This is a genomic window from Clostridium sp. (genome assembly GCF_036781005.1).
Classification (GTDB): Bacteria; Bacillota; Clostridia; order Clostridiales; family Clostridiaceae; genus Clostridium_B.
The window spans coordinates 1-16777 of record NZ_DAIQBT010000001.1 but is presented as its reverse complement, the minus strand read 5'-3'; the positions used below and the strand labels follow the sequence as shown (position 1 = coordinate 16777).

General features: G+C 29.9%; 13 protein-coding genes. 2 read left to right on the top strand and 11 right to left on the bottom strand.

Annotated elements, in window-relative coordinates; genetic code table 11:
- Positions 1-12 precede the first annotated feature (12 nt).
- Positions 13-1245, top strand: a complete 1233-nt coding sequence (locus V7Q02_RS00065; protein ID WP_333858908.1) for a serpin family protein — start codon at positions 13-15, stop codon at positions 1243-1245.
- Between the two features lie 12 nt (positions 1246-1257).
- Here V7Q02_RS00065 and V7Q02_RS00060 read toward each other — a convergent pair whose 3' ends face one another.
- The 11 genes from V7Q02_RS00060 to V7Q02_RS00010 form a co-directional block, all read right to left on the bottom strand.
- Positions 1258-3030, bottom strand: a complete 1773-nt coding sequence (locus V7Q02_RS00060; protein ID WP_333858907.1) for a bifunctional homocysteine S-methyltransferase/methylenetetrahydrofolate reductase — start codon at positions 3028-3030, stop codon at positions 1258-1260.
- Complete coding sequence (gene metE, locus V7Q02_RS00055; protein ID WP_333858905.1) at positions 3027-5315, bottom strand: 5-methyltetrahydropteroyltriglutamate--homocysteine S-methyltransferase; 2289 nt, start codon at positions 5313-5315, stop codon at positions 3027-3029. Before metE ends, V7Q02_RS00060 begins: the two co-directional genes overlap by 4 nt.
- 122 nt (positions 5316-5437) lie before the next feature.
- Positions 5438-7468, bottom strand: coding sequence for an HD domain-containing phosphohydrolase (locus tag V7Q02_RS00050; protein WP_333858904.1), 2031 nt, complete (start codon positions 7466-7468; stop codon positions 5438-5440).
- An 81-nt stretch (positions 7469-7549) separates the two neighbouring features.
- Positions 7550-9844, bottom strand: a complete 2295-nt coding sequence (locus V7Q02_RS00045) for a response regulator (RefSeq protein ID WP_333858903.1) — start codon at positions 9842-9844, stop codon at positions 7550-7552.
- 23 nt (positions 9845-9867) lie between these two features.
- Positions 9868-10455 (bottom strand): SpoIIE family protein phosphatase, encoded by a 588-nt coding sequence (locus tag V7Q02_RS00040; protein ID WP_333858902.1) that lies wholly within the window; start codon positions 10453-10455, stop codon positions 9868-9870.
- Positions 10455-10913, bottom strand: a complete 459-nt coding sequence (locus V7Q02_RS00035; protein WP_333858901.1) for an ATP-binding protein — start codon at positions 10911-10913, stop codon at positions 10455-10457. Before V7Q02_RS00035 ends, V7Q02_RS00040 begins: the two co-directional genes overlap by 1 nt.
- 20 nt (positions 10914-10933) lie before the next feature.
- Positions 10934-11302, bottom strand: coding sequence for a hypothetical protein (locus V7Q02_RS00030; protein WP_333858900.1), 369 nt, complete (start codon positions 11300-11302; stop codon positions 10934-10936).
- 12 nt (positions 11303-11314) lie between these two features.
- The gene (locus V7Q02_RS00025) at positions 11315-12124 is read right to left on the bottom strand and encodes an STAS domain-containing protein (protein ID WP_333858899.1); all 810 of its coding nucleotides are present in this window, start codon (positions 12122-12124) and stop codon (positions 11315-11317) included.
- Between the two features lie 126 nt (positions 12125-12250).
- On the bottom strand, positions 12251-13372 hold the full coding sequence (locus tag V7Q02_RS00020; protein ID WP_333858898.1) for a response regulator transcription factor: 1122 nt from the start codon (positions 13370-13372) through the stop codon (positions 12251-12253).
- Between the two features lie 28 nt (positions 13373-13400).
- A complete protein-coding gene (locus V7Q02_RS00015; protein ID WP_333858897.1) occupies positions 13401-14528 on the bottom strand; it encodes a sensor histidine kinase in 1128 nt (375 codons plus the stop codon).
- Positions 14529-14589: 61 nt separating this feature from the next.
- Entirely contained in the window at positions 14590-15918 is a 1329-nt protein-coding gene (locus V7Q02_RS00010) for an EAL and HDOD domain-containing protein (RefSeq protein ID WP_333858896.1), read from the bottom strand.
- A gap of 356 nt (positions 15919-16274) precedes the next feature.
- Between V7Q02_RS00010 and V7Q02_RS00005 the strand changes: the two genes are divergently transcribed.
- The coding region (locus tag V7Q02_RS00005) for a DUF2225 domain-containing protein (RefSeq protein ID WP_333858895.1) at positions 16275-16777 on the top strand (503 nt) is incomplete at its 3' end.

The following is a 16777-nucleotide window of genomic DNA, read 5'->3' as shown; positions in this document are numbered from 1 at the left end:
GAGTGATGTAATATGCTTAATAAAAGCAAGTGGGAAAAAATTGTTCCACTATTTCTTCTTGTGTTATTTATGACAACGTATACCCATTTTACCCCATCTGTACATGCAGACTCAGATGATAAGTCACAAATAACTCAACTTGAGACCAAGAAAAATATAAGTATAATGAAAACCTGGACTATAAAATTCAAAACACCGGTAGATGAAAATTCCCTATTTATAAATGTAAAAGACTCTCAAGGAAACTTTATGAATGTAAAAATTTCTACAGATAATTCTGGAGAATATGTTTATATAAATCCTCCAGAAGAAGGTTACAAGCTAGGACAAACATACTATCTTAATATCTCCAAAGATATAGTATTTAAAGATCCGAGCAGATCGCTTAAAAATAATATACAGATGAAGCTTACAACTAATGATATAGAAATTATAAACATAGATGAAGCTACTTCTGTGATTACGACAAATAATACTTTTGCATTTAATTTAATGAAAAATTTAATATCAGAGGATGCGAATACTTTAGTGAAAAATTTAATATCAGAGGATGCAAATACTTTAGTGAAAATAAATAAATGGGTTAATAATCATACGGAAGGTCAAATTAAAAAAATACTGGATAGTATAGATAAAGATACTGGAGCCATTTTAATTAATTCTCTATGTTTTAAAGGGAAATGGGAAGATCAATTTTTAACTAGTAATACAAAAAAAGAAGATTTCACTTTATCCAATAGCAATAAACTAAATATAGCTACTATGCAGAATACTTCTTATGTAAATTATCTAGAAGGATTCAATTTCCGGGCAATTTCACTACCTTATTACGACAATATGGAAATGGATATATTTTTACCTAAGGAAATTGTAAACATAAATGATTTTACCAAAAGTATTACTAAAGAAAAATTTCATATGTGGATAAATAACTTTAAAAATACCTATGTTCTGCAGCAAATTCCTAAATTTAAAATGTACTATGATGTAGATTTAAATGATACATTAAAAGCTTTGAGAATGAATAAAGCTTTCAATTCTAGAGAAGTAGATTTTACAAAGCTTACAACCAATACTATAACAAGCCAGGACTTATACATAAATGAAATAAAACACAAAGCTTATATAAAGGCAAACAGACCTTTCTTCTTTATTATAAGAGATACCAAGACAGGAGGCATATTTATGGGAAAGATGGATAATCCAAATGCATCATATACAGAGCCCACAAAGCAGATAAAATAAAAAACACCACTACTATATTGTAATGGTATTTTTTGCTTTGATATTGTGAATAATTTCAGAAATAATATCTATTCTCTTAAAAGGCATAATAAGATAATATCCATCTACATAGGGGTAAACTTGCTCTGCAATATCAGTGGATATTTTAACTGCAAGTTTAGCTGCCTCTTCTTTTGAAATATCCTTATATTGTTTAATAATTTCTTTTGAAACCCTTATTCCAGAAATTTCATTATTCATAAAACAGGCATTTCTATAGCTTACAACTGGAATAATTCCTCCTAATATCCTGGCAGGTAATTCTCTGCGCGCCAGTTTTAAATTTTCCAGGGCTTCTTCTGTCAAAATAGGCTGTGTCAAAAACACAGCTATACCATTTTCTATTTTAGTTTTAGCCCGTTTAAGTTCAGTATTAAAATTTCTTGAATTCACATTTAGAGCGCCACAAATATTAAAAGGAGATGAAAATATTGTATCATTTAAAGTAGTAATATAATTTGCAAGTATTGCAGAATTAAAACTGAACATTGCCTTAACTTCATTTCTCTCAGCGGATGGTATAGGATCTCCAGTCACCACCAAGACATTGTTTACTCCTTCAATATTCAATCCTAAAAGCAGTGCTTTTGTCGCATTTATATTCCTATCTCTGCAGGTCATATGTGGAATAGTTGTGATATCTAATTCCCTTTTTAGCTTACAGGCTAAAAGACTGCTGTCTATTCTTGCCCTTGCAATAGGACAGTCTGCAATAGTTATGGCATCAATTTCCTGTTCTTTAAGAGTTTTAGCACTATTTAAGAAAAAGTCTACTTCTGTATCAATGGGAGGATCCAGCTCCACTGCTATAATTTTTTTACCTTTATTAATTTTTTGTAAAAGTATATTTTTAACAACTGGTTTTTCAGTATGAATTTTTTCTGTCTGTTTTTTTAAAACAATTTCTGATTTAGATAATTTTTTTAACTTTATAACAGTTTCTCTTATAAATTCCGGAGTTGTACCACAGCAGCCCCCTAAAATAGACACTCCCTGTTTTGCAATTTCCAGCATTCGCTGGGCAAAATATTCTTTAGTATTGTCAAAAAAGGTTCGATTATCTATCACTGTAGGGTAACCAGAATTCGGCATAACAGATATAATTTCATTTCCTATATTAAAAGTTTTAATATACTGAAGTAAATGATAAGGGCCGGAAAAACAATTAAAACCACAGGCATCAATAGTTGGTATCTTTAAAAGATTTTCTATAAGTTTTTTTCCCGACTTTCCAACTCTTGTATAACCTTCTGGTGAAACTGCAAACTCCATTAAAATGTATGCTTCCGGATCTTTTCCTTTTATATATTCAGAGATTTCCTCTAGATATTCGTCACTGCTGAAAGTTTCAAATATAAAATATTTTGCTCCAAGCTCTAAAAACAAATCTACTATTTCTTTATACCCTTCGTATAAATCCATACTTTCTAAAAAGGGAATTGGTCCAATATCTGCAAACACCAAAACATCCCTATCTTCTGCAGCCTTCTTTGCAATTTCATATCCATTTACTATAACTTCTCTTACCCTATGAAAATCACTTTCAAGACTAACTTTATTGGCCCCGAAGGTATTTGTTTTAATTGCTTTGCAGCCTGCATCTATGTATTCCCTATGTATTTTTAATACAGTATCTCTATCATAGATATTTGCAAGCTCACATTTTGGCAGTGGATTTTTAGAAACACTAGGATAGTATGTTCCCATGGCCCCGTCAAAAACTAAAGGTTTTTCTTTTATATTCATATACACCCTCCAAATTTATTCCTCACTTTTCCAGCTGCCTCTACCAGATTTTTAAGACTTGGGAAAGTTTCTTTTTCACCTCGGGTTTTTAAGCCGCAATCTGGATTAATCCAAAGTTTTTCTTTGCTGATTTTTTCAAGCATTAAATTAATAGCCTTGATAATTTCTTCTACCCCAGGTACTCTAGGTGAATGAATATCATATACACCAGGCCCCACTGCCGTAATAAAATTATTTTTGTTTAAAGCCTCAATAATGGATAAATTTGAACGTGATGCTTCAAAAGAAATTACATCTGCATCCATGGAATCAATATCTTTTACTATTTCTTCAAATTCACTATAACACATATGTGTATGTATTTGAGTAGTTGCCCTGCATCCACTGTGAACCAGTCTAAAAGCCGGAATTGCCCAATCTAAATATTCGCCATGCCAACTGCTCTTTCTAAGAGGAAGTTTTTCTTTTAATGCTGCTTCATCTATTTGAATTATATTAATTCCGTTTTCCTCAAGTTCTAAAACCTCTTCTCTTATTGCCAGTGCAATTTGAAAGGCCATTTCTTTTAATGAAATATCCTCTCTTGGAAAGGACCAGTTAAGAATAGTTACAGGCCCTGTAAGCATGCCTTTTACAGGTTTTGACGCAATACTTTGGGCATATTTGGAATATTCTAAGGTAATGGGCTTTACTCTTGAAATATCTCCCCATATTATAGGGGGTTTCACGCAGCGTGTACCATAGGATTGAACCCAGGCCTTTTCTGTAAACAAAAATCCATTTAAATTTTCTCCAAAGTATTCTACCATGTCATTTCGCTCAAACTCGCCATGAACTAAAACATCAATACCTATTTTCTCTTGAAATTCTATACACTCCTTAATTTTTTCCTTTATCTTTTTTACATATTCTTCTCTTGTAATTTCATTTTTCTTAAACTTTGCCCTATTTGATTTTATTTCAGGAGTCTGGGGAAAAGAGCCTATTGTGGTAGTTGGAAGTAGTGGAAGTTTTAAAAAATCTTTTTGAATTTTTGCCCTTTCTTGAAACCCTGGAAGTCTTATAAAATCTTTTTCGGTTAAATTCTGAATTTTTTTGTTAACTTCAGAATTATTACTATTTAATTTTTTCATAAACTGAAGAGTATTGTCCCTATATTTGTTTGAATTTATATAATTGGAATCATAAAAAATTTCCTTTAATTCTGCAAGCTCTATTAACTTTTCTTCTGCAAAAGCAAAATGGGCTTTACAGTCTTCTGGCAGCTTTATTTCATTCTTTAAAGTGTATGGAACATGCATCAGGGAACAGCTTGTATTTACTACAATATTATCTTTTTTAATGTGCTTTGAAAGTTCATTTAAAACTTTAAGAGATTTTTCATAAGAATTTTTCCATATATTTTTACCATTTATTATACCTGTAAAAAGAAGGGTATCTTCTGGAAATCCCTCGTTTTTAATTAACTCTAAAGATTTTTCCCCCTCTATAAAATCCAGTCCTATTCCATCAAAACCAAGAGAAATCACTTCACTATAACAGTCTCTGATGTCTCCAAAATATGTTTGAATGAGTACATTAAGTTTACCTTTATATTTTAATAATTCTCTGTATATTGTTTTAAATATTTCTATGTCCCCTCTACTTAAATCCGTAACTAAAATAGGTTCATCAATCTGCACCCATTCCACCTTTAATTCATTTAATCTTTCAAAAATATTTTTATATACCTCAATTATGTCTTCAACAAAATCATCTATTCTTTTTGTATCCTTATAATGTGCTAATTTCAAGAAAGTAAACCCACCTATAATTACAGGCTTTGTTTTAATTCCAACCTTCAAAGCTTCCTCATATTCATTAAAAGGCTCCTCACCAATTAACTGGATTCTTGTATCCTCTTCCACCATCGGCACTATATAATGATAATTTGTATTAAACCATTTTTTCATAGGAAGTGCTTTAATATCGCCTTTTTCTCCTTGATACCCCCTAGCCATTGCAAAGTAGGTATCTAATTTATTCAAATTCAAGGATTTATAGCTGTGTGGTATTACATTTAAAAGAACTGCCATATCAAGCATTCCATCATAAAAAGAGAAATCGTTAGAGGGTATAAAATCAATACCTGTCTGATCTAATAGTTTCCATTGTTCTATTTTTAAATTGCTCACATTTTCATTAAGCTTATCCAAAGATAAATTTCCTTTGAAATAATCCTCTGTCCAAAATTTTAGTTCACGAAACCTGCCTATTCTAGGGTAACCAATAATTGAATTTTTCATAACACTATATCCTTTCAGCAAAAATTTTTTCTAAGTTAATCATAACAAAAATCAATGCCTATAGTGTAAATCCAAAAAACTATTACTTGTTATAGTTTGTGACTATAACAAGTAATAGTTTTTTAAATAATAAGTTTGTTGTTTTTTCCCTTATATTTCTCTAAAATATCTATAAATTCACTTACCACAAAAGGATCAAATTTAGTTCCTGAATATTTCTTTAACTCTCTTATTGCAACATGTATGCTATAATTTCTTTCATATACCATTGTATCAAAACAACTGACTACATTAATTATCCGAGATAAAATTGGTATATCTTTTCCCTTAAGTCCTTCAGGATAACCTGTCCCATCAAAATTTTCATGATGATAAAGTATCTCCTTAGCTATATGGGATACTTCTTGTGTAGCCTTAGCTATTCTATATCCTATTTCAGTATGCTCTTTTACCATTTGCCATTCTTCATCAGTTAACTTTCCGGACTTCATTAATATATGGTCAGGTATTCCCAGTTTCCCAATATCATGTATTAAGCTTAATATTTCCAGTTCCTTTAATTCATTTTTGGATAAGCCCACTTTTTCCCCTAGATTATGACTGAATTCCTTAATCCTTCCCGTATGTTCTTTTGTTTCAATATGATTTTCATATAAAGTATTTACTAAGGATAGATAAGTTCTATTTCTTGAGCTTCTTACTTCTGTAATTTTATTTTTGTACATTCTTTTCTCTGCCAAGCGCAACACTGTTTCCCAGCTATCTCCTTCACTTTTTTGTGCACTCCCCAGACCTATACCAACCTTAAAACTAAAATTTTCAATTTTTTCACATTCATCTTTTATTTTTTGGATTATATGGGATAAGTATAGACGATTTTTACCTATAACAAGTATTACAAATTCATCTCCTCCCCACCTCGCTACAATATCATCTTTTGAAGTGACACTTTCTAATATACATCCTACTGTACGAATTAATCTGTCCCCTTCTTTATGTCCAAAGGTATCATTTATAAGCTTTAAGCCATTTATATCCCCCATTATTATTAAATAATCATCTCTTTGCTTTTTATCAAGATTGTGAAATTCATTTTCAATATACGCTCTATTTTTAAGTCCCGTTAATTTATCAGAATAACTTAAATAAAAAATATTATAGTAGGCAGATTCCAATTCTGATAACATCTTATTTGCAGCACTTCCAATATTTTTAATTTCATTATTGCCAGATAAACTTATACGAGCCTTAATATCTTTTGTATTTGCAATGCTGCCCATAAATTCACTTAAAATTTCAAGTGGATTTAGTATATATTTATTAATTATAATAAAATACGCAACAAAAATTAAGGCTAGAATTATAAAAAAAATCAAAAGTATAATTTTAAAATAAGATTCACCTATGTCATACTCGCCATGCTCCATGGAAACAGAACAAACTATGGATTTATTACCATATATATCTTCTATAGGTTTATATAAACTAATGTATTTATCATTTTCTTTAACTTTAGAGGTATTTATTTCATTAGAAGGGGATATTTCTTTAAAATCAATTCTAGCCTTAGTTACGGAATATACATAGTTGAAAAACGAACTGTCAATATATCTCCCAACTATTAAACTCCCATTATTTTTTATTTTTTCATCTGTAGTAGTTACAGGTAAAATACTAACAGTAAATATTCTGCCATCTACATTTAAAATTCCAGAATATGTTTGTGAATTATTTTTAAGAGATGTTGATTTATTAAAAATCTTATTTATTAAGAAATTCTCTGTTTTATTTTCCATTTTATCTGTTATACTGTGGACTATATGTCCCTGTGCATCTATAAAAACCATAAAATTTAAATTTAAATTTTTTAACATGGAATTTTGAAGTTCCTCTTTTATAAAAAATTGACTATTTTTTCCTGTTGTAAAATTATAAGAATCATTCCATTGAGTCCAGTTAAGGACGGTTTTACTTATATTATCCTCTTCTCTATCCAATAACTTTTGTACTGCCTCAAAATTATTATTTAAATGCTGAATTTTTATTTCATTTATATATTTTAAAATAACAGTGTGAAATATTACAAATGTAACAACACTGATAACTATAAAACTTATAATAGAAATTAGCAATGTTTTTAACTTAACACTCATGAAAATTATCTCCTCTTTTTTATGCTAATACTGATTACTATTATATTTAAAAAGTACTGATATTACGTATTATTGAATGAATTATTCCATATTTTTAATATTTGCAGTTAATAATTTTAATATATCCATTGCCTCTTTAAACTTATATCTTGAAACAAGTTTCTGAAATTCTGCTGCTTGCATTTGAATTTGAGAAGGCCAGATTAACTCTTTGTATTCTTTCATAATTTCAGCACATTTTTTGGGTTTTCTTGTTTCAACAAATGGTTTAATTTTCTCTAAGACTTTTAATAATTCCTCTGGTTTAGAAAAAGATTTTTCATTCTTTGATATATCCTCTTCTTCTGGAAGTAAATTCTCTAAATGTGTTATAATTTCATCAAGCATTACATTTGTTTCTCTCATTAATGGATTTAATAAGTCAAAGGAAGTATGTTTCCTAAGAGCTGTTTCCAAAATTTCTGCTTTATGTTGTATAGTAACCGCACCAATAGTACCTGATACCCCTTTTAAAGTATGGGCAAGCCTTTCTGCAGAACGCCAATCTCCTTTAGACAACATATTTTCCATTTCTACAAAAACATTTTTTTGCCCTGATACGTACTTCTTAAGCAAATTTATATATAATTCTTTCTTGCCAAGTACTCTTTTTAGCCCCAGTTCAAAATCCAGCCCTGGTATATTAAGCTGAAATTTTTCATTATCATTATCAAGCTTAACCTGCTGTTGATCCTTTCTTACTTTAAGCTTTGCCGCAGGTATCCATTTAACCAGCATTGAAAATAATTTTTTAGGATCAATGGGTTTTGCAATATGATCATTCATCCCTGCCTGCATACATTTTTCCCTATCTCCAATCATAGCATTTGCTGTCATTGCAATAATTGGTATTGATGCAAATTTAGAATTTTTCCTAATTTCCTCTGCAGCTGTTACCCCGTCCATTACAGGCATCTGCATATCCATGAGTATAATATCATACTGTGCCTCATTGACCTTTCTTACAGCAACTTCTCCATTTTCTGCAATATCAATAAAAAATCCTCTATCTTTCAATAATTCTACAGCAACCTGCTGATTCAGTTCATTATCTTCAACAAGTAATACACGTATACCAGCCATAAAGGTAAGAATTTCTTCTGTTGTATTAGAAGATACATATTCTTTTTCTGCTAATCCATTAACGCCCAATTTTGCAGTAAACCAAAATATGCTTCCTTTTCCTAATTCTGTTTTAACTCCTACTTCACCGCCCATTAAAGCTGCCAATTGTTTAGAGATGGCAAGACCCAACCCTGTACCACCATATTTCCTGGTTATGGAAGTATCTGCCTGCTGGAAAGGTTTAAAAAGACTATTTTTCTGCTCTTGTGTCATACCTATACCTGTATCCTGAACTTCAAATTTCACTATACATATATTGGAAAATTGTTTTTCTTTTTTAATTCGTACAATAATTTGCCCTTTTTCTGTGAATTTTACAGCATTATCTGCATAATTTATAAGTATCTGACCAATTCTCAGCGGATCTCCATTTAAATTTTTTGGAAGCATAGGATCAATATCAAACTTTAACTTAAGACCCTTATGCGAGCATTTTTCACCAATAATAACTGCTAAATTGTCAAGTACTGTATCCATATTGAAATATATGTTTTCAATCTCAAATTTACCTGATTCTATCTTAGAAAAATCCAATATATCATTAATAATCCTAAGTAAATGATCACTAGATGCCTGTATTTTACAAATATAATCTTCCTGCTTTGGATTTAAATCTGTTTTTTGAATTAGGTAAACCATTCCCATAATAGCATTCATTGGAGTTCTAATCTCATGGCTCATATTAGCAAGAAAATCAGCTTTGGCTTGTGCTGCATCTTCTGCAATATTTTTTGCCTCTTTTAATCCTTCTGCGTAAGCAATTAATTCATTATTCTTCTTTTCCAATTCATTCATTAGTTCTCTTCTGGATAAAACCGACAATTCTCTTCTCATTTTTTCAATAAAATCATCTGTTAAAGGAACCCTTAAGTTATTTAAATAATAAAATCCTTCTGCTATCAAAGAACCATCTTGTAAGTTTTTTAAATAAAATTCGTGAAAAAATTTATTACCAAAAAAATAATTTCCACTTTTTGAAATGGCCATAAATCTGAATAACAATGATTTACAATTATTTATTTCGGTAATGAATACTGAAATAAATATTTCCTTATCCTTATCGATACCTATATGGCATATTTCAGACACAGCTGTTTCAACTCTTACAGCCTCAGCCTCTGAAAATCCCAGCATGTTAACAAACCTTCGAATTTTTTTAATGATTTCAATTATAAAATTCTTATTAACTTTAAGAATACCTAGCTCAATCATATCTCCTACCTCTTTTAAAAGTCCTAAACCAAATATTTTAATACTACACAGGATATATCATCAGTTTTTCTTCCGAATTTTCTTACAATTTCTCTGGCAGCACTTTCTGAATTTTCCTTTAACAATCCCGAACATTGTAATATATCAAAGTGTTCTCTTATTCCATCAGAATGTATAAGTACAGTGTCATCTGGATGTAATCTTATAGTATGTTTTTTAGGATTTGTCATCATATATCCAACTACTCCGCCCTTTGGAATAAGTCTTAAATTTTTTACTCCAAAAACCCTTACAGTAATATTGCCTACCCCTACATAATTAAATTCTCCGGTTAAAATATGAAAATGGCACATTGCAGCCACTGCACCTCTCGTTCCCTTTAAGTGACAATGAAGCCCATTCATGATATCTACAAGATCATTTCTATAATTATTTTCTAAATACTTTTTTGCAAGAAGTGCCACTTCTCTGGCCTCTTGACCATGTCCAAGTACATCTATCAATGCAATAAAACACTGATTTTCATACTTTTCCACTACTGCTATATCACCACACTCATCCAGAGAACCAAGCAAAGCCTTAATACATATTCCCAAGTCTACATTTGACATTATTCTTTCCACCTTCGTCCGATAATACGAGTGCCTATTTCAAGAAAAGATTCTATATAAAACTCATCCATAATTCTTTTTACACTTGGAAGTCCAAGACCTAGACTATTAGGCATGGAACTATATTCTTCCTTCATAGCAAGATTTATATTCCTTATTCCAGGTCCAAAATCACCTGCATATATTTCAATTCCCTTTCTTCTATAATTTAAATCCCTAATAATACTTATAATAATTTCTCCCTGTTTAGCATAGCGAATAATATTTGTGGATAATTCAGAGGCCGCTGTTGCAATCATCATTTCATCAGTGCATGTAAAACCTACCTTTGATGACATTTGTCTTGTAACAAATATTACATAACCATTGTCATATCCTTCCAATAAATTAACAATTTGCGACTCTAATACATCTACATTTTTTCCTTGATAAAGACTAAATTTTTTTAATTTATTCATGATATTTACCTCTAACTTAATTAGAAATTTGAAATCATTTTAATGGCATGTTCTAAATTTACTGCCGTTTTCACACCTGTTACATCCAAATCCAAATCCATTAGGGCAGATACTATTCCAGGTCTTATACCAATCCATATAACCTGAACTCCCATGAGAGAAATAGCTTGTGAAACTTCTTCACAGGCTTTAAAACTATGAGAATCCAGTATAGACACCATACTAAAATCCAATATGGTTCCCCTGATATAAGAATTATTAGCCTTCATAAGTATACTTCTACTTCCTATTTTTACATCATAATCTGTAATATACTTTGGTAAATTCACAATAAGACACCCTTTTACTGCTGTAACTGAAGTAGTTAAACGTTTATTAAAATTTTCCATATAATTTCCTTATTATCTCTCTTTATTTTTTACTTCCAAATTAAGTATTTTAAAGGCCTCTGCAAGGGCATCGCTTAAAGTAGACTTTGTTTTTACAGTATCCATATTAATTCCAAGTTGGATTATAGTCTGTGCAACTGCAGGGGTGATCCCTGAAAGTATACATTCACAGCCCATAAGTTTTGTAGCCTTTGTTATTTTGATAAGATGATTTGCAACTGCAGTATCCACTGCAGCTACCCCTTGAATATCCATAATTATAACCTTGGAATATGTCTCTGCAATTTTATTTAACATACTGTCCATCATATGTTGAGCTCTCATGGAATCTACAACTCCCACTACAGGAAGAACCAACACCCCATCCCATAATTCTATAGTCGGTGTTGACATTTCCCTGATAGTTTGGCTTTGTTCTTTTAATCTCTCTTCATATTGCATCCTCTCCGTTATATCAATAACAAATTCCAAACCTCCAATTATATTATCCTCTTCGTCCCTTAAAGGTACTGAGTAGTATTCAAAAGGTTTTTTAAAATCACCTATTGTCATTTCATTTCGCGCAGAACACATTTTTCCGCTTTCTATGGATTTATACATGTTACATTCACTAGTATTGCAATGCAGGGAACTCCAGACATCACAGCACTTTTTCCCCAGGATATCCTCCCATTTTCTATTAACAAGTTTTTGTCCCGCATAATTCATATAAGTTATCCTTAATTCTCTATCCACAGCCATTACCATGGTAGGAATCTGATCTAAAATTTGTATTTTAATATTGGCATTTGCTTCTTTAAAATTTCCAAATGTATCTTCCATAACTTTTACTCCTCAATAATTCTTTAATATTTACAATAATTATTCACATATACTACTTTAGTATATTATACAAAATATAATATTACTGCGATAATGAAAAATACCCCCTTTATACCCGGAAAAAACCTAGGTGAAATCATATTTATCATTTTCACAGCTAATTTTAAATTTTGATGGAGTCATTCCAGTATACTTTTTAAATAATTTTCCAAAATACTCTACATCTTTATATCCTAACTTATCTGCAATTTCATAATTTCTTAAATTATTGTCATGGAAAAGTATTTTTGCCCTTTCCATCTTAACCATAGTTATATATTCCACAAGAGATTTCCCGGTTTTTTCCTTGTATGTTGTACTTAAATAGGATGGGTTTAAAAACATCTGCTCTGCAATACTTTTTACTGAGATACCGATGTCTACATTCTCTAAAATTATTTTACATATATTTCTAATCATGCTGTTCATTTCACTTCCAAATTGAAATTTACTTATATTTACAATAAGTTCTTCTATAACTTTCAAAAAAATCACTTTCATATCAGAAAATTTAGGAATACTTATAAAGTCAATGTACTTATATCTTGACATAAATAAAAGTTTCTCCATCCAAGGATAAATTTTCTTTAAAGATTCAATCAAATCGTACATGATTTTTCTCAAAGTATAGGCTGCTTTCAATGGATTATAATCAACTGCTATTCCAACTTCTTCTATTAAATTGGATGACATTTCTATAACTTTTTCATCTACATCTTTAAATAAATCTACTATTTTTTCAACGTCTTTTGGAGAATAATAAACTTCCAACTTCTCTTCAAGTTTAGTTTCTAGTTTTTTTACCTTTGCCCTTTCAAATTTCTTTTTTTCTATGTATTTAGCAGCTTTTAAAAGTACATCTTTTATTTTTTCTTCATCTACAGGTTTCACAATATAATCAAAGGCTCCATACACAATACCTTGCCTTGCATATTCAAAATCGCTGTATTCACTCATTAAAATTACACATAAAGATAATTCTTCTTTAATAATTTTTTTTAGAATATCTATGCCATCTTCAACGGGCATCTTAATATCTGTAATTACAATATCTGTATTTTTATTTCTCAGCTTTTTAATAGCTTCTTGTCCATTTTTTGCTTCCTGCGTGATGATAAATCCCGTCTGTTCACCCCATATCTTCAATCTTTTTAATTCTTTTCTTATAATTTCTACATCATCTACAATCATAGCCTCAAACAATTTCATACCATCTCTTTTCAATAAAATACATAAATTAAGAAATATCCGCCGGCAAAGCAAAATATATTGTAGTACCTTCCTCCACCTGGCTTTCAATCCATGTTCTTCCACCATGCTTTTCAATTATCTTCTTTACTATGGCAAGCCCTATACCATTTCCCTCAAATTCATCTGGAGAATGTAATTTTTGAAAAATACCAAATAATTTTTCTGAAAATTCCATGTCAATTCCTACCCCATTATCTCTTACATAAAAAATATACTCATTTACTCCTCTTTTACATCCCACAACAATAAATGCTTTTTCTCTATTTTTAGTAAACTTAACAGCATTTGAAATTATATTATAAATAACTTGCTCCATTAAAACTTTATCTGCTAAAACCACCGGAATTCCAGTTTCAAATTCAAATTTAATAGATCTATTGGGGTAAATAGATTCACACCACTTAAAAACTGAATTAAACATTTCACTAAGCTCCAATGGTTCCTTGCAAATATTTAAATGAGTCATTTTAGAATATTCCAATAGTTTTTCAATCATATAGATCATATTGCTACATAAACCCCTGATATCATTAACCATTTCATTTGTATCCTTATCTAGAATTTTACTATGATCTTCTACTATAATTCTACTATAAGCCTCAATAGCCCTTAAAGGAGATTTTAAATCATGGGAAATAGTATATGAAAAGGCTTCAAGTTCACTTACCGCACTTTTAAGTTCTACTGTTTTTTCTTTGAGAATTTCATTTTTTTCTGACAATTCATGTTTAGCAAGTTTTAAAGATAGATGGGTCCGTACCCTTGCTTGCACTTCCATAATTTCAAAAGGTTTTGTTATATAATCTATAGCTCCCAATTCAAATCCTTTGGTCTTGCTATCTACATCTGTAATTGCAGTTAAAAAAATAATAGGAATATCTGCCATATTTTTATCCGTTTTTATCTGTCTGCATACCTCATAGCCATCCATTCCCGGCATCATTATATCAAGCAATATAATATCAGGCACTTCCATTTTAATACTTTCTAGTGCAGTTTCTCCATCCATAGCTACTGAAACTTCATAATCATTTCCAAGAGTTTCTACAAGAATATCTAAATTGTCCTCTGTATCATCTACAATTAGGACTACACAATCTGAAAGTTTTTTCATGAAAAACTCCTCCTTTGAAGTGTACTTTTAACATAAAATATGAACTTTTTAATCACTTTTTTCATGCTACATCCAAACCTTTTACACTTCCTATGGCTTTTAAGTAACAATTGGTCAAAAACTCTCTATCCAATCCCATTTTTTTCACCAGTATATTTACTTCCTCCCAGGTTCCCCTTTCATACTTTACAATTAAATCAAGTAGCTCACCCATCATATTGTTCCTGCACATTAATGCATCTTTTATATCCTGTGACACGGGTAATGTATTCAATACTTTATCTAATGGCTGATTTGCTAATGCATCTACCAGTGAAAATAATCCTGCTAAAAACATATCAAACTTTTCTACTCCAAAATCTATTTCTCTCACTATAAATTCTCCAAAATATCCTCTAATTAAAGAAATCTTTGTTAGTTCTTCTATACTGCTTTTATTCATAGCCTTTAATTCCATAACAAAAATCCACCTTTTTAACTCATCAATTCCAATAATCATAATGGCATTGCGAATAGACTTAACCCGTGTAGTCAAACTATAGTAAGCTGAATTTATAATTTTCAATAATTTACAAGAAAGTGAGACATCACTTTTAATTAAATTTTCAACATTTTCTATATCTATAATTTCATTGTTCAACTCTTTAATCAATTTAGTATAGGTTGGTTTGTAGCCACAAATATCACTTCCTGATATAATCACTGGTCTGCAAAAAAAATATCCTTGAAAATAAGAATATCCGTATTTTAATGCTTCCTTATAATCTTCTTGTTTTTCCACTTTTTCTGCAAGAAACTTTATATTTTGGTTTTTTACCTTATCCATAATTTCTTTTCTTTCTTTTCCTTTAGTAATAGTAAAATCCACTTTAATTATATCCACATATTCTATTAATTTATCAAATTTACCGCTATATTGGAAATCATCTAAGACAATAGTATATCCTTTAGACTTCAAATTTTTACAATATTGAACTGTTGTATCCCCGGGATTTACTGTTTCCAATATTTCTACTGCTACAAGATCCTTGTTAAGAGTTTCAATAATTCCTGACTTTAAAAGCATTTCATCAAAATTTATGAACACTGGTTTTCCCTCTGTAATCTCATTCAATCCTATAATTGAAAAACTATTTTTAATTACATTTAAGGTGGGATTTATATTTTCCACAGGAAAAAATTTATTAATGTTATTATTTCTAAAGAGAAGTTCATACGCTACTAATTTTTTATTTATATCAAAAATAGCTTGCCTAGCTACATACACATCCATGTCATCACCCCTAAACTTAAAATCTAACTTTTTATATCTAATTGTCTCTATAAGAAATAGTCCTATATTCTTCTTACTATACACAATCATCTTTTTAAGTTTAATGAAAAATATCATGTTTTTCCCCCGATTTTTATTGGGTCCATTATACTTTAATGCATTTTTTCATATATACTTTATATAATTGATAAAAAAGTTCTATTAAAAGTTATTGCCAATATTTTATCCTGTTTTTTAAAACAATATCCATGTCCCTAAAATGTCAGATCCGTATATTATGCTCATATTATAACTTATTTTTACTTTTTTATCAAAATCACAATATTACAAATAAGAGTTTTTAGAAAATCAACTATATATTATTGTAAATTTATAGCACATTTTGTAGTATATTTTCAGAATATTTGATATAATATTTTTAGGTAATACAAAATAACCTAATTTTCAAAGGTAAAGAAAGGAATATAATAAACATGGAAAAGGGTACAAATATTTTTTCAGGTTTAGAAGAATTAGGATTCACAAACGCAAACAATATTGAAGTATATAAAAAATATAAAGAAGAAAATATAGTAAAAGAAACCCCTGAAATAACAGAAGATATGCTTTTATATGATAAAGAAGTCACTTGTCCAGTATGCCAGCATAAATTTTTAGTTCGTACAGTAAAAATAGCTGGTTACAGAATGAAAAAAAAAGAAAGTGATTTTTATATAAAATACAACATTATAAACCCATATTTTTATGATGTTTGGGTATGTAATATGTGTGGTTACGCTTCTATGAAAGCCGATTTTTATAAATTAAGATCCTTTGAAATAGAAAGCATACAAAAAAATATTACTCCTAAATGGCGGGGAAGAAAATATCCCTCAATATATGACATTAATATATCATTAGAAAGATATAAGCTATCATTGCTTAATTACGTAATTATTGATTCCAATTCCAGTAAAAAGGCTATAAATTGCTTGAA

Bases quoted from the DNA above. Each gene is read 5' to 3' on its own strand.
- V7Q02_RS00065 (WP_333858908.1), top strand. From the start codon at position 13: ATGCTTAATAAAAGCAAGTGGGAAAAAATTGTTCCACTATTTCTTCTT.
- V7Q02_RS00060 (WP_333858907.1), bottom strand. From the start codon at position 3,030: ATGAATATAAAAGAAAAACCTTTAGTTTTTGACGGGGCCATGGGAACA.
- metE (WP_333858905.1), bottom strand. From the start codon at position 5,315: ATGAAAAATTCAATTATTGGTTACCCTAGAATAGGCAGGTTTCGTGAA.
- V7Q02_RS00050 (WP_333858904.1), bottom strand. From the start codon at position 7,468: ATGAGTGTTAAGTTAAAAACATTGCTAATTTCTATTATAAGTTTTATA.
- V7Q02_RS00045 (WP_333858903.1), bottom strand. From the start codon at position 9,844: ATGATTGAGCTAGGTATTCTTAAAGTTAATAAGAATTTTATAATTGAA.
- V7Q02_RS00040 (WP_333858902.1), bottom strand. From the start codon at position 10,455: ATGTCAAATGTAGACTTGGGAATATGTATTAAGGCTTTGCTTGGTTCT.
- V7Q02_RS00035 (WP_333858901.1), bottom strand. From the start codon at position 10,913: ATGAATAAATTAAAAAAATTTAGTCTTTATCAAGGAAAAAATGTAGAT.
- V7Q02_RS00030 (WP_333858900.1), bottom strand. From the start codon at position 11,302: ATGGAAAATTTTAATAAACGTTTAACTACTTCAGTTACAGCAGTAAAA.
- V7Q02_RS00025 (WP_333858899.1), bottom strand. From the start codon at position 12,124: ATGGAAGATACATTTGGAAATTTTAAAGAAGCAAATGCCAATATTAAA.
- V7Q02_RS00020 (WP_333858898.1), bottom strand. From the start codon at position 13,372: ATGAAATTGTTTGAGGCTATGATTGTAGATGATGTAGAAATTATAAGA.
- V7Q02_RS00015 (WP_333858897.1), bottom strand. From the start codon at position 14,528: ATGAAAAAACTTTCAGATTGTGTAGTCCTAATTGTAGATGATACAGAG.
- V7Q02_RS00010 (WP_333858896.1), bottom strand. From the start codon at position 15,918: ATGATATTTTTCATTAAACTTAAAAAGATGATTGTGTATAGTAAGAAG.